This window comes from Streptomyces sp. NPDC007025 (genome assembly GCF_042869455.1).
Classification (GTDB): domain Bacteria; phylum Actinomycetota; class Actinomycetes; order Streptomycetales; family Streptomycetaceae; genus Streptomyces.
The window spans coordinates 305,141-327,656 of sequence record NZ_JBIAFT010000005.1 but is presented as its reverse complement, the minus strand read 5'-3'; the positions used below and the strand labels follow the sequence as shown (position 1 = coordinate 327,656).

The 22,516-nt window shown below is 73.1% G+C and carries 17 protein-coding genes, 1 pseudogene and 1 riboswitch; of the genes and pseudogenes, 8 read left to right on the top strand and 10 right to left on the bottom strand.

Annotated features, from left to right (window positions below):
• Nucleotides 1–18: 18 nt before the first annotated feature.
• Nucleotides 19–894 (bottom strand): LysR family transcriptional regulator, encoded by an 876-nt coding sequence (locus ACFYMO_RS12505; RefSeq protein ID WP_366772668.1) that lies wholly within the window; start codon nucleotides 892–894, stop codon nucleotides 19–21.
• 248 nt (nucleotides 895–1,142) lie between these two features.
• Here ACFYMO_RS12505 and ACFYMO_RS12500 point away from each other — a divergent pair, with 248 nt between their 5' ends.
• On the top strand, nucleotides 1,143–2,009 hold the full coding sequence (locus tag ACFYMO_RS12500) for an EamA family transporter (RefSeq protein WP_366772706.1): 867 nt from the start codon (nucleotides 1,143–1,145) through the stop codon (nucleotides 2,007–2,009).
• Between the two features lie 8 nt (nucleotides 2,010–2,017).
• Nucleotides 2,018–2,389: pseudogene (locus ACFYMO_RS12495) on the top strand (VOC family protein); the annotation flags it as partial.
• Between the two features lie 40 nt (nucleotides 2,390–2,429).
• On the opposite strand, the gene cydD reads toward ACFYMO_RS12495, so the two are convergent.
• From cydD to hisC, 4 genes are all read right to left on the bottom strand, one after another.
• Entirely contained in the window at nucleotides 2,430–5,993 is a 3,564-nt protein-coding gene (cydD, locus tag ACFYMO_RS12490; RefSeq protein WP_388545995.1) for a thiol reductant ABC exporter subunit CydD, read from the bottom strand.
• A 14-nt stretch (nucleotides 5,994–6,007) separates the two neighbouring features.
• Nucleotides 6,008–7,015, bottom strand: a complete 1,008-nt coding sequence (cydB, locus tag ACFYMO_RS12485) for a cytochrome d ubiquinol oxidase subunit II (protein WP_366772666.1) — start codon at nucleotides 7,013–7,015, stop codon at nucleotides 6,008–6,010.
• A 19-nt stretch (nucleotides 7,016–7,034) separates the two neighbouring features.
• A complete protein-coding gene (locus tag ACFYMO_RS12480; RefSeq protein WP_388545992.1) occupies nucleotides 7,035–8,570 on the bottom strand; it encodes a cytochrome ubiquinol oxidase subunit I in 1,536 nt (511 codons plus the stop codon).
• A 222-nt stretch (nucleotides 8,571–8,792) separates the two neighbouring features.
• A complete protein-coding gene (gene hisC / locus ACFYMO_RS12475; RefSeq protein WP_388546190.1) occupies nucleotides 8,793–9,890 on the bottom strand; it encodes a histidinol-phosphate transaminase in 1,098 nt (365 codons plus the stop codon).
• 451 nt (nucleotides 9,891–10,341) lie between these two features.
• On the opposite strand from hisC, the gene ACFYMO_RS12470 reads away from it, so the two are divergent.
• The 3 genes from ACFYMO_RS12470 to ACFYMO_RS12460 all read left to right on the top strand — a co-directional run bounded on the left by ACFYMO_RS12470 (nucleotide 10,342) and on the right by ACFYMO_RS12460 (nucleotide 14,485).
• Entirely contained in the window at nucleotides 10,342–11,517 is a 1,176-nt protein-coding gene (locus ACFYMO_RS12470) for a LacI family DNA-binding transcriptional regulator (protein WP_366772664.1), read from the top strand.
• A gap of 380 nt (nucleotides 11,518–11,897) precedes the next feature.
• The gene (locus ACFYMO_RS12465) at nucleotides 11,898–13,253 is read left to right on the top strand and encodes a metallophosphoesterase family protein (protein ID WP_366772704.1); all 1,356 of its coding nucleotides are present in this window, start codon (nucleotides 11,898–11,900) and stop codon (nucleotides 13,251–13,253) included.
• Between the two features lie 284 nt (nucleotides 13,254–13,537).
• Complete coding sequence (locus tag ACFYMO_RS12460; protein ID WP_388545988.1) at nucleotides 13,538–14,485, top strand: hypothetical protein; 948 nt, start codon at nucleotides 13,538–13,540, stop codon at nucleotides 14,483–14,485.
• 210 nt (nucleotides 14,486–14,695) lie between these two features.
• Here ACFYMO_RS12460 and ACFYMO_RS12455 read toward each other — a convergent pair whose 3' ends face one another.
• The 4 genes from ACFYMO_RS12455 to ACFYMO_RS12440 all read right to left on the bottom strand — a co-directional run bounded on the left by ACFYMO_RS12455 (nucleotide 14,696) and on the right by ACFYMO_RS12440 (nucleotide 17,856).
• Entirely contained in the window at nucleotides 14,696–15,874 is a 1,179-nt protein-coding gene (locus ACFYMO_RS12455; RefSeq protein ID WP_366772662.1) for a cystathionine gamma-lyase, read from the bottom strand.
• Between the two features lie 92 nt (nucleotides 15,875–15,966).
• Nucleotides 15,967–16,989, bottom strand: coding sequence for a fructosamine kinase family protein (locus ACFYMO_RS12450; RefSeq protein ID WP_366772661.1), 1,023 nt, complete (start codon nucleotides 16,987–16,989; stop codon nucleotides 15,967–15,969).
• On the bottom strand, nucleotides 16,986–17,480 hold the full coding sequence (locus ACFYMO_RS12445; RefSeq protein ID WP_366772660.1) for a low molecular weight protein-tyrosine-phosphatase: 495 nt from the start codon (nucleotides 17,478–17,480) through the stop codon (nucleotides 16,986–16,988). Before ACFYMO_RS12445 ends, ACFYMO_RS12450 begins: the two co-directional genes overlap by 4 nt.
• 4 nt (nucleotides 17,481–17,484) lie before the next feature.
• Nucleotides 17,485–17,856: a phage holin family protein gene (locus tag ACFYMO_RS12440; RefSeq protein ID WP_019356699.1), complete on the bottom strand. Its 372-nt coding sequence runs from the start codon at nucleotides 17,854–17,856 to the stop codon at nucleotides 17,485–17,487.
• A gap of 48 nt (nucleotides 17,857–17,904) precedes the next feature.
• On the opposite strand from ACFYMO_RS12440, the gene ACFYMO_RS12435 reads away from it, so the two are divergent.
• Both ACFYMO_RS12435 and ACFYMO_RS12430 read left to right on the top strand, forming a co-directional pair.
• Nucleotides 17,905–18,222, top strand: a complete 318-nt coding sequence (locus ACFYMO_RS12435; RefSeq protein WP_019356700.1) for a cupin domain-containing protein — start codon at nucleotides 17,905–17,907, stop codon at nucleotides 18,220–18,222.
• Nucleotides 18,223–18,442: 220 nt separating this feature from the next.
• Nucleotides 18,443–18,661: a DUF5326 family protein gene (locus ACFYMO_RS12430; protein ID WP_019356701.1), complete on the top strand. Its 219-nt coding sequence runs from the start codon at nucleotides 18,443–18,445 to the stop codon at nucleotides 18,659–18,661.
• Nucleotides 18,662–18,828: 167 nt separating this feature from the next.
• Here the strand turns inward: ACFYMO_RS12430 and ACFYMO_RS12425 are convergent, their stop codons facing one another.
• Entirely contained in the window at nucleotides 18,829–20,358 is a 1,530-nt protein-coding gene (locus tag ACFYMO_RS12425) for a YibE/F family protein (protein ID WP_388545982.1), read from the bottom strand.
• Between the two features lie 71 nt (nucleotides 20,359–20,429).
• Nucleotides 20,430–20,565, top strand: a riboswitch (TPP riboswitch).
• Here ACFYMO_RS12425 and thiC point away from each other — a divergent pair.
• Entirely contained in the window at nucleotides 20,558–22,372 is a 1,815-nt protein-coding gene (gene thiC, locus ACFYMO_RS12420; RefSeq protein WP_388545979.1) for a phosphomethylpyrimidine synthase ThiC, read from the top strand. It overlaps the preceding riboswitch by 8 nt.
• Nucleotides 22,373–22,516 lie beyond the last annotated feature (144 nt).

Here is a 22,516-nt window from a genome sequence, read left to right as displayed (position 1 = left end):
CCCGCTCGCCGGGGTGCGTCAGGAGTGCTCCCGGTAGAGGTCGGTCAGCAGGGCGGCCGCGGCGTGGGTAGCGGGGTGCGGGTCGTGGTGCTGCCAGATGAGGTGGACGGGTACGGGGGCGGCGTCGCGCAGCGGGCGGTAGGCGATGCCGACGCGGCGGTACTGGGTGCTGGTGGCCTCGGGGGTGATGCCGACGCAGCGCCCGGTGGCGATGGCGGCCAGCCAGTCGTCGATGTCGTGGGTGTACTCGGTGGCCGGGCGCGACTCCGCGGGCCACAGTTCGAGGGTGGTGCTGCCGGTGCGCCGGTCCACGACGACGGTGCGCTGCCGCGCCTCGTCGAGGCGGATGCTGCGGCGCCTGGCCCAGGGGTCGTCGGAGGCCATGGCGAGGACGCGGCGCTCGTGGCCGAGGACCGCGTGCGCGTAACGGTGCCGGTCGACGGCGGTGCGCACGAGGGCGAGGTCGCACGCCCCTTCGGCCAGTCCGCCCGTCGGACTGTTGTGGCGGATCAGCTGCAACTCGATGCCGGGGTGGCGCTCGGCCCAGCGGCGCTGGAACTCCGCTGTGTGCCGGCCCGCGGAGGACCAGGCGTGCCCGAGGCGGAGGCGGGTGTGCCCGGCGGTGGCCGCGCGGACCAGGTTGTCGGCCTCGGCGAGCAACTGGCGGGCGCGGACCAGGACCTCCACTCCGGCGGTCGTGGTGGAGACGGTGCGGCTCGTGCGGTGCAGCAGCCGGACGCCGAGGAGCTGCTCCAGGGACCGCAGGGTGCGGCTGACCGCGGCCTGCGAGACGCCCAGTTCGAGAGCGGCGTCGGTGAAGCTCCCGGTGTCGACGATGGTGACCAGGCAGCGCAGCTGGCGCAGCTCCAGTTCCGGCCCTGACGCGTTCTGCATACGTACAGCGTATCGATGGCCGCTGCGATGCATTTTGCGTATGCATGGCGGCGGACGACAGTGCGGTCATGGCACGGTCCTCCGCACCCCGCGCGCACCCGGCACCCAGCGCACCCGCACCAGTCACCGACGCACCCGCACCCGCACCCGGCGCGCTCGATGCGACCGGCACACCCGACGCAGCCGGCACACCCGACGTGCCCGGCCCCTCCCACCGCGGCCGCGGCCGACTGTCCGGACTGGCACTGATGCTGTGCAGCAGCGTCTCCAACCAGTCCGGTGCGGCTCTCGCCTCGCTCGCCTTCCCGACGCTCGGCCCGGTCGGCGTGGTGGCGGTACGCCAGTGGGTGGCCGCCGTGCTGCTGCTGGCCGCCGGCCGGCCGCGGCTGCGGTCCTTCACCGCCGCGCAGTGGCGGCCGGTGCTCGGCCTGGCCGTGGTGTTCGCCGCGATGAACCTGTCGCTGTACGCGGCGATCGACCGGATCGGGCTCGGCCTGGCGGTGACGCTGGAGTTCCTCGGCCCGCTGACCGTGGCGCTGGCCGGTTCGCGGCGGCGGCTGCATCTGGGCTGTGCCGGGGCCGCCGCGGCGGCCGTGGTCGTGCTGGTACGGCCCGAGCCGAGCACCGACTACCTCGGCATCGCGCTCGCGCTGCTGGCGGCGGTCTGCTGGGGCTGCTACATCCTGCTCAACCGCACGGTGGGGGAGCGGCTGCCCGGGGCGCAGGGCTCGGCCGCCGCGGCGCTGGTCTCCGGAGCGCTGTATCTGCCGCTCGGGATCGGTGCGCTGCTGCACCACCGGCCCACGCTCGCGGCCGTGTCCTGCGCCCTGGCCGCCGGGGTGCTGTCCTCCGCCGTGCCGTTCCTGTCCGACCTCATGGCGCTGCGCCGGGTCCCGGCGCACTTCTTCGGGGTCTTCATGAGCGTCAACCCGGTCTCGGCGGCGCTGATCGGACTGGTCGCGCTGGGCCAGCACCTTCCGGCGCTCTCCTGGGCCGCCGTCCTGGTCATCGTGGCCGCCAACACGGTCGCGGTCAGCACCGAGGCGCATCCCCGCGGCGCGGGTGCGACGGTGGTGGAGAAACGCGGTGGACCGGCGGAGCGGCCCGGTCGATAGTTCTCCGTATGTCTTCCCTCGTGCGCCACCTCACCTTCGACTGCCACGACGCCTACCGCCAGGGCCTGTTCTGGGCCGCGGTGCTGGAGGGCACCCTGTCCGAAGAAGACCGGCCGGGCGACCCCGAGGCGCTGGTGACGGCACCGGGCGCGGCGCTGCTGTTCGTGACCGTCGAAGAGGCCAAGACGGTCAAGAACAGGGTCCACCTCGACCTCCAGCCGCAGGACCGCACCCGGGAGGAAGAGGTCGAGCGGATCCTGGCCCTGGGCGCCACGCTGGTCGCCGACCACCGCACCGCGGACGGCAGGGGCTGGGCGACGCTCGCCGACCCGGAGGGCAACGAGTTCTGCGTGGAGCGCAGCGCGGCGGAACGCGCCGCCTGAGCAGGCCGACTGCCGCGGTACCGGGTCGGTGCGCAGGTCACACCGCCGACACCGGAGCGGCGCCGGAAGCGGCGGCAGCACCGGGGGCGGCAGCGCGTTCGCGCTCCAGCGCCGCCGCGAACGGGCCTCCGGAACGTGCCAGTTCGGCATAGCCGCCGCGTTCGACGACGCGGCCGCGGTCCAGCACGACGATCTCGTCCACCGCGGCCAGCCCCTGGAGGCGGTGGGTGATCAGGACGGTCGTACGGCCCTCCGTGGCAGCCAGCAGGTCGGCGGTCAGCGCGTCGGCCGTGGGCAGGTCCAGGTGTTCGGCGGGCTCGTCCAGCACGAGGACGGGGAAGTCGGCGAGGAGGGCCCGGGCCAGCGCGAGGCGTTGCCGCTGACCACCGGAGAGCTGGGCGCCGTACTCGCCGACCAGGGTGTCCAGGCCGCGTGGGAGGGTCGCCACCCAGTCGTCCAGACGGGCGGCGGCGAGCGCCGCGTGCAGTTGGGGTTCGGCCGCGGACGGCCTGGCCAGCCGCAGGTTCTCCCGCACCGAGCTGTCGAACAGGTGGGCGTCCTGGGCGCAGAGACCGATCTGCCGTCGGACGGTGTCGGTTGTCGCGGCGAGCGCGGAGACGGCCGGGTCCGGGCCGTAGGTGTAGGTGCCCGCCTGTGGGTCCACGAAGCGGAGCAGCGCGTTGGCGAGGGTCGTCTTGCCGGAGCCCGAAGCGCCGACGACGGCCACCCGGCGGCCCGGTGTCAGATCCAGATCGAATCCGGCGAGGGCCGGCCGCACCCCGGCCGGGGTGTCCGGATAACGGACGGTCAGCCCGCGGACGCGGAGGGGGAACGGGTCGGCGGGCAGCGGTTCGGGGTGTTCGGGTTCCTGGACCGGCGCGGGTGCGTCCAGTACCTCGTACACCCGCTCCGCCGAGCGCCGCACCCGCTGCCGGAACTGCACAGCCTGGGGAAGCGGCGTCACCACCTCGAACACGGCGAGCGGGGTGAGGACGACCGTGGCCAGGAGGAGCCCGTCCAGCCCGCCGGCCGTGGTGGCGCGTGCGCCCGCCCATGCCGCTGCCGTCACGGTCAGACCGGCGGCCAGGGTGCTCAGCCCGGACGCCAGCGCGGTGCCGGACGCCGAGCGCGCCGCGATCCCGGTCAGCTCCGTGTCCGCCTCGGTCACACCGGCGCGGCGGGCAGCGAGCGCGCCGGTGACCGGCAGTTCACCGGACGCGGTACCGGTGAGCAGGTCCACGGTACGGACCGCCAATCGGGCCCGCGCGGGGGCCAGTCGGCGCTCCGTACGCCGGGAGAGCGCCGCTGTGAGCGCGGGTACCGCGATGCCCGCCACCGCCAGGCCCACCGCGAGGGCCGCCCCGGCGGCGGGCAGCAGCCAGGCGGCGAAGACGACCGCCGCCACGCTGACCGTTCCGGCGACGGTGGCCGGCAGCAGCCAGCGCAGGAAGTAGTCCTGGAGCGCGTCCACGTCCGAGACCAGGCGGGTGAGCAGGTCGCCGCGCGCCCGGTTCCGCAGGCCCGCCGGGGCCAGGCGCTCCAGTCGCCGGTAGACGGTGACGCGGAGCTCCGCGAGGACGCGCAGGGCGGCATCGTGCGAGACGAGGCGTTCCGCGTAGCGGAAGACGGCTCGGCCGATGCCGAAAGCCCGGGTCGCGGTGACCGCCACCATGAGATAGAGGATCGGCGGCTGCTGGGCGGCGCGTGAGATCAGCCAGCCCGAGGTCGCCATCAGCCCTGTCGCCGAGGCCGCCGCGAGGGCGCCCAGGGCGAGCGCGAGGGTGAACTTGCGGCGCAGGCCGTGGGCCGTTTCGCGGACGCGGGTGAGGGGGTTTCGGGTGGGGGCGGCGCCCACTGCTGGTGAGAGGCGGGCGTCGGTGGGTGTCTGCGGGCTGCCTCGGCCCTCCCCCACTCTCAGGCCGGGGGCGTCCCCGCTGCCGCCCCTGACCGCGGGCTGCTCCGATGCGGTCGCGGCAGCCCGCCTCGTCACCGGGTCGCCGGGCAGCTCGAACACCCGGTCCGCCGCTGCCAGCAGCGCCGGCCGGTGGGTCACCAGGACCACCGTCTTGCCCTTGGTCAGCCGCCGTACGGCGGCCAGTACGGCGGCCTCGGTCGCCCCGTCCAGCGCCGCCGTCGGCTCGTCGAGCAGCACCAGCGGGCGGTCGGCGAGAAAGGCGCGGGCGAGGGCGACGCGGCGGCGCTGTCCTGCGGAGAGACCCGTCCCCGACTCCCCCAGCTCCAGTGCCGGGTCGAGCTCCGGCGCCCCGGCGTCGGCGAGCGCCCGGACGACGGCTGCCTCACCGGCGTCGGGCCGTGCCAGACGGACGTTCTCCGCAACCGACCCCGCGAAGAGGTACGGGTGCTGGGGCACCCAGGCGATCTGCTGGTGCCAGGCGGCGAGGTTCAGCTCGGCGAGCGGCACGCCGCCCACCAGCACCCGGCCCTCGATGGGAGCGGTGAAGCCCAGCAGCACCGACAGCAGGGTGGACTTGCCCCCTCCCGAGGGGCCGGTGAGGGCAACCGTCTCACCGGGGCGCAGCATCAGGTCCGTCGGTGGCAGCGACCGTCCCGCACGCCCCTCGTGCCGTACGGCGACTCCCTCCAGCGCCACGGCGGCACCGGAGACGTCCACGCGGGCCGTGCCGGAGGACGGCATGGGCCGCTCCAGCACCTCGAAGACCGACTCCGCCGCCGCCAGCCCTTCGGCGGCCGCGTGGTAGTGGGTGCCGACCTGGCGCAGCGGCAGGTACGCCTCCGGCGCGAGGATCAGCACCAGCAGCCCGGTATGCAGGTCCATCTCCCCGTGCACCAGGCGGGTTCCGATGCTGACGGCGACGATGGCCACCGAGATGGTCGCCAGGAGTTCCAGCGCGAACGACGAGAGGAACGCCAGCCGCAGCGTGCGCAGGGTGGCGCGGCGGTAGTCGGCGGTGATGGTGCGGATGTTGTCGGCCTGGGCCTTGGCGCGGCCGAAGACCTTCAGCGTCGGCAGCCCGGCGACGACGTCGAGGAAGTGGCCGGACAGCCGGGAGAGCAGCTTCCACTGCCTGTCCATCCGCGACTGGGTGGCCCAGCCGATGAGTGCCATGAACACCGGGATCAGCGGCAGGGTGACGACGATGATGGCCGCCGAGATCCAGTCGGCGGTCACGATGCGGGCCAGTACGGCGGCGGGCACCACGACGGCGAGGCCGAGCTGGGGCAGGTAGCGGGCGAAGTAGTCGTCGAGCGCGTCGATGCCCCGGGTCGCGAGAGTGGTGAGCTCGCCGGTGCGCTGCGTGGTGAGGTAGCCGGGTCCGAGCGCGGTGGCCCGCTCCAGCAGTCGCACCCGCAGCTCGGACTTGACGGCGGCCCCGGAGCGGTGCGCGGCCAGTTCGGTCAGCCAGGAGACCAGTGCGCGGGCGAGGGAGACGGCGGCGAGCAGGAGCAGTGCGCCCTGCTCGAAGGTTCCGTTCCGGTAGGCGCCGACGACCACGTCCGCGAGCAGTACGGCCTGGGCGACGACGAGCCCGGCGCCGGCCAGCCCGAGGGCCACGGAGGCGACGAGGAAGACACGCGTGGCACGGGCGTAGCGCACAAGCCGCGGATCGACAGGCTTCATCAGGTGGCCCCGGTTCAGTGTCCGCCGGAGGGGGCGAGGTGCTGGGTTCCGATGCGCTTGCGGAACACCCAGTAGGTCCAGCCCTGGTAGAGCAGGACGACGGGAGTGGCCAGGGCCGCGCACCAGGTCATGATCTTCAACGTGTAGGGGGTGGAGGAGGCGTTGCTGACGGTCAGGCTCCACTGCTCGTTCAGGGTCGAGGGCATGACGTTCGGGAACAGGGACAGGAAGAGCATCGCCACCGCGGCGACGATCGCCAGTCCGGAGCAGGTGAAGGCCCAGCCCTCGCGGCCGGCGAGGTTGGTGGCGAGCGCGGCGACCAGGGCGGCGGCGGCCACCAGCAGGGCGGCCAGGGAGGCGGTGTCGCCTCGGTGGGCCTGGGTCCACAGCAGGAAGCCGAGTGCGAGCACGGCGGCGGTGGCGCCCGCGCCGGTCGCGGTGCGGCGGGCGCGGGTGCGGATGTCGCCGGCGGTCTTGAGCGCGGTGAAGACGGCCCCGTGGAAGATGAAGAGGGTGAGGGTGACCAGGCCGCCGAGCAGCGCGTAGGGGTTGAGCAGGTCGGCCAGGTTGCCGACGTACTCCATGTCCGCGTCGATCCGCACCCCGCGCACGATGTTGGCGAAGGCCACTCCCCACAGGAACGCGGTGATCAGGGAGGTCCAGAAGATGGCGTGCTCCCAGTTGCGCTGCCAGCGCTCGTCCTCCCGCTTGGCGCGGTACTCGAAGGCGACCCCGCGCACGATGAGGCAGAGCAGGATGATCAGCAGCGGCAGGTAGAAGCCGGAGAAGAGGGTGGCGTACCACTCGGGGAACGCGGCGAAGGTGGCGCCGCCTGCGGTGAGCAGCCACACCTCGTTGCCGTCCCAGACGGGTCCGATGGTGTTGATCAGTACCCGCCGCTCGGCCCGGTCCCGGGCGAGCAGCTTGGTGAGGATGCCGACTCCGAAGTCGAAGCCCTCCAGGAAGAAGTAGCCGATCCACAGGACGGCGATGAGGACGAACCAGACGTCGTGGAGTTCCATTGCGCAGCGCCCCTGTCTGTCAGTACGAGAAGGCCATGGGCCGGTCGTCGGAGTCGGCGTCGGCGCTGCCGCTGCCGCCGCCGATCCGGGTGGGCGGGTTGAGGTCGGCCTCGGTCAGCTCGGGCGGCCCGGCTTTGACGTACTTGACCAGCAGCCGGACCTCGATGACGGCCAGCAGCGCGTACAGCGCGGTGAAGGAGATCAGCGAGATGAGGACCTCGGCCTGGGAGACGCTGGGGGAGACGGCGGCGGAGGTGGGCAGCACGCCGTAGACGACCCAGGGCTGGCGGCCGGTCTCGGTGAAGATCCAGCCCCAGGCGTTGGCGATCAGCGGGAAGCCGAGGGTGAGGACGGACAGCCGCCAGTACCAGGTGCCGAGTCGGGTGCCCAGTTCGCGGTCCTTGGTCAGGGCGAGCCGCGGCACCTCGTCCTCGCCGGTGCGCAGCCGCTCGGCCAGCCAGAACCGTCGCCGGGTGAGGTAGAGGCCGGCGGCGCCGAGGGCGAGCGAGGACATCCCGAAGCCGATCATCCAGCGGAAGGACCAGTAGGCGACGGGGATGTTGGGCCGGTAGTCGTCCAGCCCGGTGCTGTCCTTGAACTTCTCCCTGAGCTGCGCGTTGGTGTCGTTGATCCCGGGAACGGCCTCGTAGAAGTTGTCGTGCGCGAGGAAGGAGAGGACGCCGGGGATCTCGATGGCGACCTTGTTGTGCCCCTTTTCGACGTCGCCGTAGGAGAAGACGGAGAAGGGCGCCGGTGCCTGGGTCTCCCACAGTGCCTCGGCGGAGGCCATCTTCATCGGCTGCTGCTCGTACATGATCTTGCCGAGCCGGTCGCCGCTGACGGCGGTCAGCAGTCCGGCGGCCACCAGGGTGACCAGGCCGAGCCGCAGGGAGCTGCGCATGACGGCGATGTGCCGCTTGCGCAGCAGGTGATAGGCGGCGATACCGACCATGAAGGCCGCGCCGGTGAGGAAAGCCGCGGTCATGGTGTGGAAGAACTGCGCGAGCGCGGTGTTCTGGAAGAGGATGCCGAAGAAGTCGGTCATCTCCGCGCGGCCGTTCTGCTCGTTGATCCGGTAGCCGACCGGGTGCTGCATCCAGGAGTTCGCGGCGAGGATGAAGTACGCGGAGGCGACGGTGCCGAGGGCGACCAGCCAGATCGTCGCCAGGTGCAGCTTCTTCGGGAGCTTGTCGCGGCCGAAGATCCACAGTCCGATGAAGGTGGACTCCATGAAGAACGCGATCAGCGCCTCGAAGGCCAGCGGTGCGCCGAAGATGTCGCCGACGAAGCGGGAGTAGGCGGACCAGTTCATCCCGAACTGGAACTCCTGGACGATGCCGGTGACCACGCCCATGGCGATGTTGATCAGGAAGAGCTTGCCCCAGAAGCGGGTCGCCTTGAGGTACTTCTCCTTGTTCGTGCGCACCCACGCGGTCTGGAGCACCGCCGTGAAGGTGGCCAGCGAGATGGTGAGGGGCACGAAGAGGAAGTGGTAGACGGTCGTGATGCCGAACTGCCAGCGCGCCAGTGTCTCCGGCGCCAACGCAAGGTCCACGTTGCTCTCTCCTTCAGGCACGCGCCTGAGCGCATTCGTGAATGCGTTCACATTCACAAGGCCCAGCGTACGACGGTCCCATTCCGGACATGTCACCGGGCCCCCCTACTCGCCGTGAAGGCATACCCAAAACGAGGCCGGGCGGGCCCCGCACCTCGGGAACCCGCCCGGCCACCGCCGCCGGCCACCGCTCCGCGCGGCGGAGCGACTGCCGGCGACCGGCTACACCTCTTTCCGGAAAGCCGCCGCGACCTGCAGGAAGAGGACATTGGCCGCGGGCTCCCCGAGGGAGACCCGCACCCCCTCGCCGGGGAACGGGCGCACGGTGACCCCGGCCTCCTCGGCGCGCTCCGCGAACTCGGCGGTCCGCTCCCCCAGCCGCAGCCAGACGAAGTTCGCCTGCGACTCCGGCACCGTCCAGCCCTGCGCACGCAGCTCGGCCAGCACATGTGTGCGCTCTTTCACAAGCGCCTCGACCCGCTCCAGCAGCGCGTCCTCGCTGCGCAGCGAGGCGATCGCCGCCTCCTGTGCGAGCTGGCTCACCCCGAACGGCACGGCGGTCTTGCGCAGCGCGGCGGCCACCGGCTCATGGGCCACCGCGAAGCCCACCCGCAACCCGGCCAGGCCGTACGCCTTGGAGAACGTCCGCAGCACACACACGTTCGGCCGGTCGCGGTACAGCTCCAGGCCGTCGACCACCCGCTCGTCCCGGACGAACTCGCGGTACGCCTCGTCCAGCACCACCAGCACGTCGCCGGGCACCCGGTCCAGGAAGCGCTCCAGGTCGGCGCGGGGGATCGCAGCACCCGTGGGATTGTTCGGGTTGCAGACGAAGATCAGCCGGGTGCGCTCCGTGACCGCGTCCGCCATCGCGTCCAGATCATGCGCCTCCCGCTCCGCGCCCCCGGTCAGCGGCACCCGGACCGAGGTCGCTCCGGAGATCTGGGTGATGATCGGGTACGCCTCGAAGGAGCGCCAGGCGTAGATCACCTCGTCTCCGGGTCCGGCCGTCGTCTGGAGGAGCTGCTGGGCCACGCCGACCGAACCGGTTCCGGTGGCCAGGTGCGCGGCGGGCACCCCGAACCGCTCCGCCAGCTCCGCGTACAGCTCCGTGCAGGCCATGTCGGGGTAGCGGTTGACGGTGGCGGCCGCCGCCGAGACCGACTCCAGCACGCCGGGCAGCGGCGGGTAGGGGTTCTCGTTCGACGACAGCTTGTAGGAGACGGGGCCGCCGGTGGCGGCCGGACGCCCCGGCTTGTAGCTCGGGATGCCCTCCAGCGCCTCCCGCAGCCGGGGGCCACCCGGGCTCCGCTCGCTCATGTCACTCACCGCTGCTCCTCCTCCGTCGTCACCCTCGGCTCCGCCGGCGCGCTGCGCCAATACTCCTCACCTTAAGAGGATTCACCCGCACGGCGTAGCTCCCCGGATGATCCCGTCCCCGACCGGTGCGCTCGCGGAAAGCTCCGGGCGGCGGGGGGCGCTCGAAGTTGTCGCGCTCTCCCATTCACGCCTGCGTGCGCCGGAAAACACGCGCGCTGGTGGCGAGCGCGGTAGCGCGCGTCACTCGTGAAGGTGAGTTGAGAGTGGCTCTCATCCCCGCCGACGCCCTGGAACAGCGCGCTTCCGGCAGCCGGACACGCCCCGGAGCCGCCCGTTCCGAGCTGGGGTTTCCCCGCTCGCCGGAGTAAGGGGCGGGCAACAGCGCCCCGCCTCGGCACCGCCCGACGACCGCCCTTCCGCCTGCCCTGTCCGGGCCTAACATCGGCTCGCCATGACAGCAGCAGAGAAGCATCAGGCGGGCCGGACATCGGCCGCAGCGCCCCTGCCCGGGGCCGGGAGGTGCCCTCCCCCACGCGGCGGGGCCCGGTCGAAGGGACGGGCGGGCATCAGAGATGTCGCCGCCGCAGCCGGTGTCTCCATCACGACTGTCTCCGACGCCCTCAACGGCAAGGGCCGCCTCCCGGACGCGACGCGCAGCCACGTCCGCGAGGTCGCGGAGCGGCTGGGCTACCGCCCGTCGGCCGCCGCACGCACGCTGCGCACGGGCAAGTCGGGGCTGATCGGCCTGACGGTGACGACGTACGGCGAAGAACCGTTCACCTTCACGGAGTTCGCCTACTTCGCCGAGATGGCCCGGGCCGCCACCTCGGCCGCGCTGGCCCGCGGCTACGCGCTGGTGATCCTGCCCGCGCCGGCCCGGCGCGGACCGGCGGAGGCGGGTGCCCCGGACGTCTGGTCCAACGTCGCGCTGGACGGGACCGTCGTCGTGGACCCCTCGGCGCAGGACCCGATCGTCAACGAGCTGCTCCGCTCCGGACTGCCCGTCGTCTCCGACGGGCGCCCCAGCGACTCCCTCCCGGTGACCACCTGGGTGGACAACGACCACGAAGCGGCTGTCCGGGACATCCTCGACCACCTCGCCGAATCCGGCGCCCGTCGCATCGGACTGCTGACCGGCACCAGCACCGACACCTACACCCGGCTGTCGACCACCGCGTACCTGGACTGGTGCGAGCGGGTCGGCCAGGAACCGGTCTACGAGCGCTACCCCGCGCACGACCCGTGCGCCGGAGCCGTCGCCGCCGACCGGCTGCTCGCCAGACCGGACCGCCCGGACGCCGTGTACGGACTCTTCGACCCCAACGGCACCGACCTGCTGGCCGCGGCCCGCCGCTACGGACTGCGGGTACCGGAGGACCTGCTGCTGGTGTGCTGCAGCGAGTCCCCCGCCTACGCCACCACGGCGCCCTCCGTCACCACCCTGTCCCTGAAGCCCCGACGGATCGGCAACACCGTCGTCCAGCTGCTGATCGACGCCATCGAGGGCCTCGCTCCGGCCCGCCCCGTCCAGCGGGTGATGCCGACCGAACTGATCGTCCGCGCGTCCTCCCGTCGCGGCAGCGCCCGCGCGACGGTCAGCGCCCCCCGTACGCCCGCGGCCGACTGAGCACGTCCCCGGCCGTTCGGACTCCGGCGCGGAACCCGAACGGCCGGGGGCGCGGGGCCTGGTACGGCCGGGCGCGGAGCGTTGTGCGGCCGGGCGGCGCGGCCGGGCGGGTCTCCGGGAGTATCCGGTGCCGGATTCCGTAGGGTACGACAGCGGAGAATTCAGGAGGAATTCCCCCTCGGCCCGGCCACCTCGTCAAATGCGCGCCCCCAGGTGCGTCACAAGCCGCGACCAGCGTTCCTATGATTGGGTGCACCCGGCCGAAGCCGGGGGAGGACGACACCGGGACCGGCTCCCGGCCTGGGGCGAAACCCCGGCCGACAGACCAGCGGATGGGGCCCACGGAAGGGGGAGGTCCTGCGGTGCACGGCGGCGGCGCGATGGTGGAGGGGTCGATGACTCAGGGGGCCGGTCAGGGACCCGACGTATGGCACGGCGGGGAGACAACACACGGCGAGGGGACCGCCCAGACACTGTCCGCTGTTCCCCGGTCCGACGGGTCCGGGGGACCGCGCGATCCGCGGGCGGCCGGGGCGGCGGACGCAGCGCGCACGGATCCCCGCGCGCCGATGGCCCCGGCAGCGCCGCGCGCCGCGGCGGGCGGCCGGCCGGCGGGCGTTCCGGCGGCGGACGGAGCGGCCCCCGCGGGCCCCGCGCCCGGCGGCGCCGCTCCCGGCGGACAGGTACCGGAGGGACCCGTACCGGACGGACCCGCGCCGTCGGCTCCGGCGGCGGCCACGGCTGCCGGAATCGGGGCCGCGGCCACCGGGACGACGGCGGGCGGCAGTGCCGGGATGCCCGAGGAGTACACACCGACCGAACGGGATCTGCCCGTCCTGGGGACCGCCGTCGCGGCGTCCGGTGGCCCGGAGCCGACGATGGTGGACGTGCCCGTTCCGGCCGGCGCGGTCAACGACGGGGACGGCCCGCTCTACGTCGTCGGGGACGTGCACGGCTACCTCGACGAACTGCGCACCGCACTGCGCCAGTTCGGCATCATCGACGCGGACGGCCACTGGATCGCGGGCAACGCCCGGCTGTGGTTCCTGGGCGACTTCACCGACCGCGGTCCGGACGGCATCGGCGTCATCGAGCTGGTCATGCAGCTCTCCGCGGAGGCCGCGGCCGTCGGCGGCTACTGCAAGGCGCTGATGGGCAACCACGAACTGCTGCTGCTCGGCGCGAAGCGGTTCGGGGACACGCCAGTCAACTCCGGTGCCGGCACGGCCTCGTTCCAGGCGGCATGGCTGCTCAACGGCGGCCAGCGCAGCGACATGGAGCGGCTCGCCGATCACCACCTGCAGTGGATGTCCCGGCTGGACGCCATCGCGCTGGCCGACAGCCATCTGCTGGTGCACTCCGACGCGAGCTGCTACCTCGACTACGGCGACACCATCGAGGCCGTCAACGACGCGATCACCGAGGCCCTCCAGCGCAACGACGCCGAGGAGACCTGGGAACTGTTCCGCAAGTTCACCAAGCGGTTCGCCTTCCGCGAGGAGACCGCCGGGCCGGCGGCCGTGCGGGAACTGCTGGACACCTTCGGCGGCACCCGGATCGTGCACGGACACAGCCCGATCCCGTATCTGCTGGGCGAGGTCGACAGCGAGGACGGCGAGAGCGCGCCGGACGTCACCGGACCGCACGTGTACGCCGACGGGCTGGCCGTCGCCATGGACGGCGGCGTCACCATGGCCGGCAAGCTGCTCATCGCCCAGCTCCCGCTGGTGCAGTGAACCGGTCCCCGTCCGTCCGGTCCCCCGCCGGGGGCGCGGGGGCCGGATCGACGGGGCGCGCGGAGCGGGGTTCCACACCCCTGCTGATTCACGCGCGGATATCCGGGCAGGTTTTTTCCAGAAGTGATCGGCTGGGGGGCGTCGCTGTAGCGGGTCAATTCTGGAAAGTGTCTGTCACGCGACGCGGGAACAGCTCTACCATCAGGGCTTGCCGTCCCGAGTTGTCCGCCTGCTGACCTGCCCCGCCCTCGACCGGCCGCCTGGGCCCTACGGAGCATCGGGGGATGCACATGAACAGCGCTCCGCACCTGCTGCGCGAGGACCGGCCCGAGTTCGAGCGGGTCCTCGACGAGGCACTGCGAACCGCTCACCGACGCCCCGACCTGGCGGCGATCGGCCAACGGCTGAACGCCGAGCAGTTGCGCACGATGGCGCTCAGCGCCGCCACCGCGATAGCCGCCTGCGCCGAGGCGGAGTACCAGCAGTTCGTCCGGCTCCGCGAGGAGCTGCGCCGCCCGGAGAACGCCCCCTCCGTCGCGGGCGCCCCCGTCTCGGGCGGCCCCGCGCAGGGCGGCTCCGACGGCGCCGCCGAGATGCGCGACCCCGGCCAGGGCGCCGGCAGCGTCGGGGAGCGGCTGGTGGGCGCGATGGGCGGCGAGAGCCTCGCCGAGACATCCGGCGCCGGGCTGATGGCGGTCGTCTCCGTCCTCGCCCCCGTGCTGGCGGCCACCGCCGCCGTCATCTTCCTGCTGCTGGGCTACGCGCTGCGGATGCTCTCCCCGGAGCCCGCCGTGGCCGGTCCGATCCGCAGCGCCGGCTGGGTGTTCGCGGCCTTCGCCGCGGCCGGGATCCTGGTGGCCATGGCCGGTCTGCTGCTCGCGGCACTGCGCAACGGTGCCAGTTCGATCCGGGCGGGCGGCGGCGGGACCGGCGCCGATCCGGGTGGCAGCCAGCTGTCCGAGGAGGTGGCGCTGGCCCGCTCCGCCTGGCGGGAGGCGCTGCTGGAGCGGGGCATCGTGCCGTTTCTGCGCGAGGCGCTGGCCGATCCGGACGGTCCGCGGCAGGCTCCGGCCGCCTACGTGCCGCAGCAGCCCGGCAGTCCGCTCGGCTACTCGCACCCCGGGTTCTCCAGCCGGACCTCCGCGGAGTCGGACGAGAAGTACTCCCGGCCGCGCTTCAGCAGCCCGGACTACTCCAGCCCCGAGTACGGCGGCCCGGAGACCTCGGGCTGAACCCGGCCCGGCCACGGCCGGGCTCAGCCCGGACACGGTCGACCATGACCGGCCACGACCGGACACGGACCGGCGGGGCGCGACCGACCGGCCCCGGGCCAGGCCGTGCCCGCCGCGACCGGTCGGGCCCGCCGCCGCTCCCGCGACCTGTCGACGCGCCCGGCCCAGGGCCGGGCCGCGGCAGCGGCGGGAGCGGCGGCGGACGGCCGTTCAGCCCGCCTGGTCCAGGGCCCGCCGGATGTCCGTCACCAGGTCGACGCTGTCCTCCACCCCGACCGACAGCCGAACGAAGCCCTCCGGGACCGCGTCCCCGCCCCAGCGGCCCCGGCGCTCGGCCGTGGAGCGGACCCCGCCGAAGCTGGTGGCGTCGTTCACCAGGCGCAGCCGGCCCAGGAAGCGGTTGGCGAACGCCTGGTCGGACAGGGTGAAGGAGACGACGCAGCCGTAGCGGCTCATCTGCCGGGCGGCCAGCTGGTGCGAGGGGTCCTGCGGCAGCCCCGGGTGACGCACGTCCCGCACCTCGGGCCGGACGGCCAGCGCCTCGGCCACGGCCAGCGCGTTGCCGGCCTGGCGCTGGGTGCGGACGTCGAGGGTCGCCAGCGACCGGTGCGCCAGCCACGCCTCCATCGGCCCCGGGATCGCGCCGACCGTCTTGCGCCAGCCGCGTACCGCCGCCGCGATGTCCGGGTTGCGGGTGGCCACATAGCCCAGGAGCACGTCCCCGTGCCCGGTGAGCGCCTTGGTGCCGCTGGCCACCGAGATGTCGGCGCCCAGCAGCAGGGGGCGCTGGCCGAGGGGGGTGGCGAGGGTGTTGTCCACGGCCACCAGCGCACCGCCCTCGCGTGCGGCCGCGGCCAGCTTGCGGATGTCGCACACGTCCAGCCCCGGGTTGGAGGGCGTCTCCAGCCACAGCAGATCGGCCCCCTCCAGTTCGGCGAGCTGCCCGTCGCCGCCGGTGGGAGCGGTGCGCACCTGGACACCGAAGTTCTCCAGCCGCTCGTGGAGCGCGGACAGCAGGTTGTAGCCGTCCGAGGGCAGCACCACCGTCCGGCCCGGACGGAGCTGCGAGAGCAGCACCGCGGAGATCGCACCCATGCCGGACGAGAAGACGACCACCTCGGCGTCCGGGTCGCCGGGGGCCTCCAGTTCGGCGAGCGCCTGTTCCAGATGGGTCCAGGTGGGGTTGGCGTCCCGTCCGTAGGCGTACGGTGCGCCCTCCACCTCGCCGGGCAGGTGGTAGTGGGCGGCGAAGACCGGCCCCGGCAGGGGCGGCTCGTACGGCTCCTCGGCGGGCAGTCCGGCGCGGACCACCCGGGTGCCGTCGGCGTCGTTCGCCGGGCCGTAGTCGAGATGCGGGCCGGTGAAGGGCGGATCGTCCGGAGCGGTCATGGCTGCCTCTCTGTCGCGCGACACGGCGGGCCGCGGTCGGTTCCCGCCCGGAGCGGTCGGCGGCCGGCGGGCAGCGCCCGCACCGGGCGGGGTCAGCCGAGCGCCGCGCGGGCCGCCGCGCCGCTCTCAGCACCGTATCCGCCGCCGAAGAGCACGGCATGGACCAGGAGGTGCTGGAGTTGGTGCAGCGGGACCCGGGACCGGCGGCCGGGCAGTGGACGGACCTCCTCGTACGCGGCGAGCAGCACCGGCAGTTCGGGGCAGCCGAACAGTTCGAGCATCGCCAGGTCCGTCTCCGGATGGCCGCCCTGGGCCGCCGGGTCGATCAGCACGGCCCGGCCGTCCGCCGTCCAGTGGACGTTGCCGGACCACAGGTCGCCGTGGATGACGGCGGGCGGCTGCGGAGGTCCCGCCACCGCCTCGTCGTCGAGCCGGTCGCACACCCGCTCGACGTCCCGCGCTTCCCGCGGGCCGATCCGGCCACTGTCCACGGCGGCGCGCAGCAGCGGCAGCAGCCGGTGCTCGGCGTGGAAGCCGGGCCAGGCGGCCGGATCAGCGGTGGGCCGGGGAGGCGAGGTCAGCGGCAGCGGCCCGAGGTAGCAGGGCTGCCCGGGAGTACCCCAGGACGGCGCCGCCGTCCCGTGCAGCGCCGCGAGCCCCCGGCCCAGCCGCTCCGCCGCCGCCCGGTCGGGCGCCCCCGGCTCGATCCACTGCAGGACGAGCACGTCCCGCTCGGCGGCGTACACCTCCGGCACCGGGACGGTCCCGGTGGCGCGCAGCCGGGCCAGCCCGGCGGCCTCTGCGGCGAAGAAGTCGGCGGGGGCGACATCCAGCGCCTTGGCGAAGACGGTGGTGGCGGAGTCGGCGGGGGTGGCATCGGCGGCCTGGGGAGGGGCGCCCGCGGGTTCCCGGGGGGCGCTCCCGTGCCCCCTGTCGTCCGGGGCCGGGTGCTCGCCGCGCGGGGCGAGCACCACCTGGTAGGCGTCGCAGATCGAGCCGCCGCCGACGGGGACGGCCCGGTCGGCCCGGCGGCCCAGCAGCTCGGCCGTACGGGCCACCGGGCGCGGAGGTGGCGGGGCGGCGCTCCCGCCGCCCGCGCCCGCCGCGGCCGTCAACCCGCCTCCCGGGCCCCGACGGCGGCGGCGACCTCCGACAGCAGCCCGGGGACGGCGGCCTCCACCATCGCCAGGCACCGGGCGAAGCCGTGTGCGCCTCCGTAGTAGGGGTCGGGCACGCTCAGCCCGTCCGGACCGCTGTCCGGGTCGTAGGAGCGCAGCAGCCGCACCGTGGCGGCCTCGGCCGGGTTGCGGGCCATCGCCCGCAGCTCCGCGGCGTGCCCCTCGTCGAGGGCGACGACGAGATCGTGCCGGTCGAACCAGTCCGGTTCGAACAGCCGCGCCGTGTGGCTGAGGGGATACCCGGCGGCCTCCAGCACGTCGCTCGTGCGGGGGTCGGCGGCGTCACCGAGGTGCCAGCTCCCGGTGCCCGCGCTGCCGGTCTCGACCAGACCGTCCAGCCCCGCCTCCCGCACCCGGGCGCGGAAGACGGCCTCGGCCATGGGGGAGCGGCAGATGTTGCCGGTGCAGACGAAGCAGACGCGGTACATCCCGTCAGTCCCGGTCCAGCGCCATGTTCAGCGCCCAGGAGACGACCGAGATGATCAGGCCGCCGAGGAACGCGGTGCCGAACCCGTCCACGTGGAAGCTCACGTCGAGCTTGTCCGCGACCCAGGAGGTCAGCATGAGCATCAGCGCGTTGATCACCAGCGTGAACAGCCCGAGTGTGAGCACCAGCAGCGGCAGCGAGAGCAGCTTCACGAGCGGCTTGACCACGACGTTGACGACGCCGAAGATCAGGGCGACGACGAGCAGCGTCAGCGCCTTCTCACCTGAGGAACCACCGGTCAGCTCGATATCGCTGAGCAGCCAGGTCGCCACGGCCAGAGCCGCCGCGTTGGCCAGCGTCTTGATGAGGAAGTTCATACTCAGATCGTCGCAGAACAGCTGCCGGGCCAGGGAGAGGGGACAGCGGTGAAGGCATTCCGGCTGGAGGAGCTGGAGGCGGAACGCGCCGTGAACGACGGCGCGTACCTCCGGTTCCTGCACGAGCGCAACATGTCGGCCGGCCTGTACGCGCTGGACGCGGGTGCCGTCGACCGGCAGCAGCCGCACGCCCAGGACGAGGTGTACTTCGTCGTCAGCGGCCGCGGCTCGATCACCGTCGGGGACGAGACGACGCAGGTGGCGCGCGGCAGCGTGGTCTATGTACCGGCCGGGGTGACGCACAAGTTCCACCACATCTCGGAGGACCTGCGGGTCCTGGTGGTCTTCTCGCCTCCCGAGAGCTGAGCGGCCCCGCGGGCGGGCCGAGCCGGTGCTGCCGGGGCGCGCCGGCTCTGAGGCCGAAGCCGGCTCTCGAAGGCCGAGCCGGTTCTTCAGGGTCGACTCAGGGTCGGATTCAGGGGAGGACAGGGGCCCGCAGCGGCCCATCGGCCCACCGACCGCTCTAGCATCGAGGGCAGAGGGTGCGAAGAGCCCTCGCCAACTCTCAGAGACGGAGCAGACAGTCATGGACGCGAAAGGCACCCTTGCCGGCCTGCCGTGGTGGGTCACGTGGATCGTCATACCGGTGATCGCGCTGGTCGTCTTCGGCGGCCTGATCGCCAGCCTGGTGGGCTTCCTGATCGGCCTGCTGTTCAAGGTGCTGATCTTCGTCGCCCTGGTCGGCGGTGTCGTCTACCTCGTCCGCCACTTCAAGGGCGGCGGCTCCTCGGGCAGCGGCTGGTGAACCCCGCCCGCACCGGGCGCACCCCGCGGTGGGTGGCGACGGCCCGCGGTGGGCCCACGGCGCCGGCACCACGCGAGTGCCGCGGAGCCGCCGCCGGGTCCGGACCCTGACCCGGGTCCGGGTCCGGGTTCACGGTCGGAGCGCGGGGCGCGGTACCTGGCCCCGGCTCACTTCGGCTTCCGCCGCCTCCCCCGGCCGCCGGTGACCCCGGCGCCGCGGGCCGGTGCGGGGCGGCCGCCGGACACCGGGACGCCGGACGCCGGTGCGGGTACGCCCGGAGGCGCGTCCCCGGCGGCACGGCCGGCCGCTTCCGCCGCCTCGGGCCGCCTGCGGTCCGCCGAGACGACGAGCACGGCCAGCAGCGTCGTTACCGGCACCGACGCGACGAGGCCGATGGAGCCGACCAGCGTGCGGATGATCTCTTCGGCGACCACCTCGCTCGTGGCTACCATCGTCACGTCGCTGCGCGCGATCGAGAACAGCAGCAGCAGCGGCAGCGCCGCTCCCGCGTAGGCCAGCACCAGGGTGTTGACGACGGACGCGATGTGATCGCGGCCGATCCGCATGGCGGCCCGGTAGATCCGGCGCCGACCGGCCCCGGGGTCGGCGTCCTTGAGTTCCCAGACGGCCGAGGTCTGGGTGACCGTCACGTCGTCGAGTACGCCGAGCGAGCCGATCAGCACCCCCGCCAGCAGCAGCCCCCGGATCTCGATACCGGGGTAGAGCCCGTGCACCAGACCGGTCTGGTCGTCGGTGTTGCCGGTCAGTCCGGCCCAGCCGATGAACAGCGAGCCCAGCAGCCCGATCAGCAGCAGCGACACCAGGGTGCCCAGCACCGCGACCGAGGTGCGGGCCGACAGGCCGTGGCACAGATACAGCGTGGCCAGCATGATGGCGCTCCCGCCGACCACCGCGACCACCAGCGGATTGGAACCCTGCAGTATCGCGGGCAGGATGAACAGCGTCAGCACGGCGAAGCTGATGACCAGTCCCACCAGCGCCAGCACTCCGCGCAGCCGCCCCACGAGTACCACCACGAGGGCGAAGAGGCCGGCCAGCAGCACCATCGGCAGATCGCGGGCGGTGTCGACGACGCTGTACTGGAGATCGCGCGGCGCCTTCGCGGCGTAGGCGACGACGACGCCCTGCCCCACGGAGTAGCTGCGGGTGGCGTCGGGCGGGACGACCTCGGTGAAGGTGTGCCCCTTGTCCTTGCCCTCGGTGATCTCGACGGTGGCCTTCCGGCACGGCTCGTGCGCCCCGCCCTCGCCGCCCTGTTCCCCGCCGCCCGGCCCGGAGGAACCGCCGCCGGAGGAGCCGGACGGCTGCCGGACGTTGGCCTTGCCGCAGTCCACCTCGGCCAGTTCCACGACCTTGGCGGTGAAGGTGGGCCGGTCGAAGCCGACCCCGGAATGGTCGTGCTGGTGTCCCGGAACGCCCCCTGGCCACAGCACCACCAGCCCGGCCAGCACGGCCGCCGCGAACGGCACCAGCACCGCCGCGATGACCTTCCGCAGCCGGCGGGAGACCGGCTCGGCGGGCCCGTGGCCGTGACTGTGCCCGTGGCCGTGGCTCTGCCCGTGGCCCCGGCCGTGGCTGGGCCCGTGGTCATGGGCGGGCGCATGGCCGGGTCCGGGACCGTGCCCGTGGGCACGGCCGGGTTCGGGTGCGGGGACGGCGGGGTCGGTGTGGGTCACCGCCCGATCATCGCAAGAACGGCCGGGCGGGGTGTTCAGTCCGGGCCGTGTGCCGTTAGCGTAGAGGCGCCTTTGCACATCGCGGGAGCTCCGAGCACGGGGCTGAGAGGGCGCTGACCTCCGTGGAAGGGACCACGGAACCGGCTGCGCCGACCGCCGAACCTGTTACCGGGTAATGCCGGCGTAGGGAGTGGGTCTCATGACCACGCAGGATGCACACGCGCGCGCCGAGAACGCCGAAGCGGCCGAGAACGCCGAAGCGGCCGGGAAAGCGCTCGGCTCGCACAAGGGATATCTGCAGGGGTCGCGCCCGGACATCCGGGTCCCCGTCCGACGGGTGCACCTCACCAACGGCCGGGACGTGACGCTCTATGACACGTCCGGGCCGTACACCGACCCCGAGATCGACACCGATGTGCGCCGCGGCCTGGCGCCGCTGCGCGAGAACTGGATCATCCAGAGGGGGGACACCGAGGAGTACGCGGGCCGTGAACTGCGGCCCGAGGACGACGGCCGCAAGCACACCAGCCCGCGCGGCGGAGTCGTCCGCGGCGGCGCCGACGATCTGGCGGGGCTCGACGCCGTCTTCCCGGGCCGCCCGCGCCAGCCGCGCCGCGGCCGGGACGGCGCGGCCGTCACCCAGCTCGGCTACGCGAAGCGGGGCGAGATCACCGCGGAGATGGAGTACGTCGCACTCCGCGAGAACCGCGGCCCCGAGTTCGTCCGGGACGAGATCGCCGCGGGGCGGGCCGTACTGCCCGCCAACGTGAACCACCCGGAGACCGAACCGATGATCATCGGGAAGAACTTCCTGGTGAAGGTGAACGCCAACATCGGCAACTCCGCCGTCACCTCCTCCATCGAGGAGGAGGTGGAGAAGATGACGTGGGCGACCCGGTGGGGCACCGACACCGTCATGGACCTCTCGACCGGCCGCAACATCCACACCACCCGCGAGTGGGTGCTGCGCAACTCCCCCGTCCCCATCGGCACGGTGCCGCTGTACCAGGCGCTGGAGAAGGTGGACGGCAAGGCCGAGGAGCTGTCCTGGGAGGTCTACAAGGACACCGTCGTCGAGCAGTGCGAGCAGGGCGTCGACTACATGACGGTGCACGCCGGGGTGCTGCTGCGCTATGTCCCGCTGACGGCGCGCCGCAAGACCGGCATCGTCTCCCGCGGCGGCTCGATCATGGCAGCGTGGTGTCTGGCGCACCACCGGGAGAGCTTCCTGTACGAGCACTTCAGCGAACTGTGCGAGATCCTGCGCTCCTACGACGTGACGTTCTCGCTCGGCGACGGGCTGCGGCCGGGGTCGATCGCGGACGCCAACGACACGGCGCAGATGGCCGAGTTGGACACGCTGGGCGAGCTCAACCGGATCGCCAAGGCGCACGACGTACAGACCATGATCGAGGGCCCCGGCCATGTGCCGATGCACAAGATCAAGGAGAATGTGGACCGCCAGCAGGAGGTCTGCGAGGAGGCCCCGTTCTACACGCTGGGTCCGCTGACGACGGACATCGCGCCCGCCTACGACCACATCACCAGCGGCATCGGCGCGGCGATGATCGGCTGGTGGGGCACCGCGATGCTCTGCTACGTCACGCCCAAGGAGCACCTGGGGCTGCCGGACCGGGACGACGTCAAGACGGGCGTGATCACCTACAAGATCGCCGCCCATGCCGCGGACGTGGCCAAGGGCCACCCGGGGGCGCAGGACTGGGACGACGCGCTCTCGGACGCCCGGTTCGAGTTCCGCTGGGAGGACCAGTTCAATCTGGCGCTCGACCCGGACACGGCCCGCTCGTTCCACGACGAGACGCTGCCGGCCGAACCGGCCAAGACCGCGCACTTCTGCTCCATGTGCGGCCCGAAGTTCTGCAGCATGAAGATCTCCCAGGAGATCCGCGAGCGGCACGGCGCGACGATGGAGGAGGTCGAGGCCGGGATGGCGGAGAAGTCCCGCGAGTTCGCAGAGGCGGGCAACCGGGTGTATCTGCCGATGGCCCCGTGAGGCCCGTGCACCGGTAGAGCGGGGGCGGGAGCCGCGAGGGCGGTTCGTGGCTCCCCCCTCCTGCCACGAACCGCCCGGCTCGACGCGCGCGGCGGCGCGGACGACAAGAGTAGTTGACTTAGCGTCAGTGTCCAATCACTTATG

Bases quoted from the DNA above. Each gene is read 5' to 3' on its own strand.
- cydD (WP_388545995.1), bottom strand. From the start codon at position 5,993: ATGAAGCCTGTCGATCCGCGGCTTGTGCGCTACGCCCGTGCCACGCGT.
- ACFYMO_RS12465 (WP_366772704.1), top strand. From the start codon at position 11,898: ATGGTGGAGGGGTCGATGACTCAGGGGGCCGGTCAGGGACCCGACGTA.
- ACFYMO_RS12455 (WP_366772662.1), bottom strand. From the start codon at position 15,874: ATGACCGCTCCGGACGATCCGCCCTTCACCGGCCCGCATCTCGACTAC.
- ACFYMO_RS12430 (WP_019356701.1), top strand. From the start codon at position 18,443: ATGGACGCGAAAGGCACCCTTGCCGGCCTGCCGTGGTGGGTCACGTGG.
- hisC (WP_388546190.1), bottom strand. From the start codon at position 9,890: ATGAGCGAGCGGAGCCCGGGTGGCCCCCGGCTGCGGGAGGCGCTGGAG.
- ACFYMO_RS12445 (WP_366772660.1), bottom strand. From the start codon at position 17,480: ATGTACCGCGTCTGCTTCGTCTGCACCGGCAACATCTGCCGCTCCCCC.
- thiC (WP_388545979.1), top strand. From the start codon at position 20,558: ATGACCACGCAGGATGCACACGCGCGCGCCGAGAACGCCGAAGCGGCC.
- ACFYMO_RS12500 (WP_366772706.1), top strand. From the start codon at position 1,143: ATGCTGTGCAGCAGCGTCTCCAACCAGTCCGGTGCGGCTCTCGCCTCG.
- ACFYMO_RS12505 (WP_366772668.1), bottom strand. From the start codon at position 894: ATGCAGAACGCGTCAGGGCCGGAACTGGAGCTGCGCCAGCTGCGCTGC.
- ACFYMO_RS12470 (WP_366772664.1), top strand. From the start codon at position 10,342: ATGACAGCAGCAGAGAAGCATCAGGCGGGCCGGACATCGGCCGCAGCG.
- ACFYMO_RS12460 (WP_388545988.1), top strand. From the start codon at position 13,538: ATGCACATGAACAGCGCTCCGCACCTGCTGCGCGAGGACCGGCCCGAG.
- cydB (WP_366772666.1), bottom strand. From the start codon at position 7,015: ATGGAACTCCACGACGTCTGGTTCGTCCTCATCGCCGTCCTGTGGATC.
- ACFYMO_RS12440 (WP_019356699.1), bottom strand. From the start codon at position 17,856: ATGAACTTCCTCATCAAGACGCTGGCCAACGCGGCGGCTCTGGCCGTG.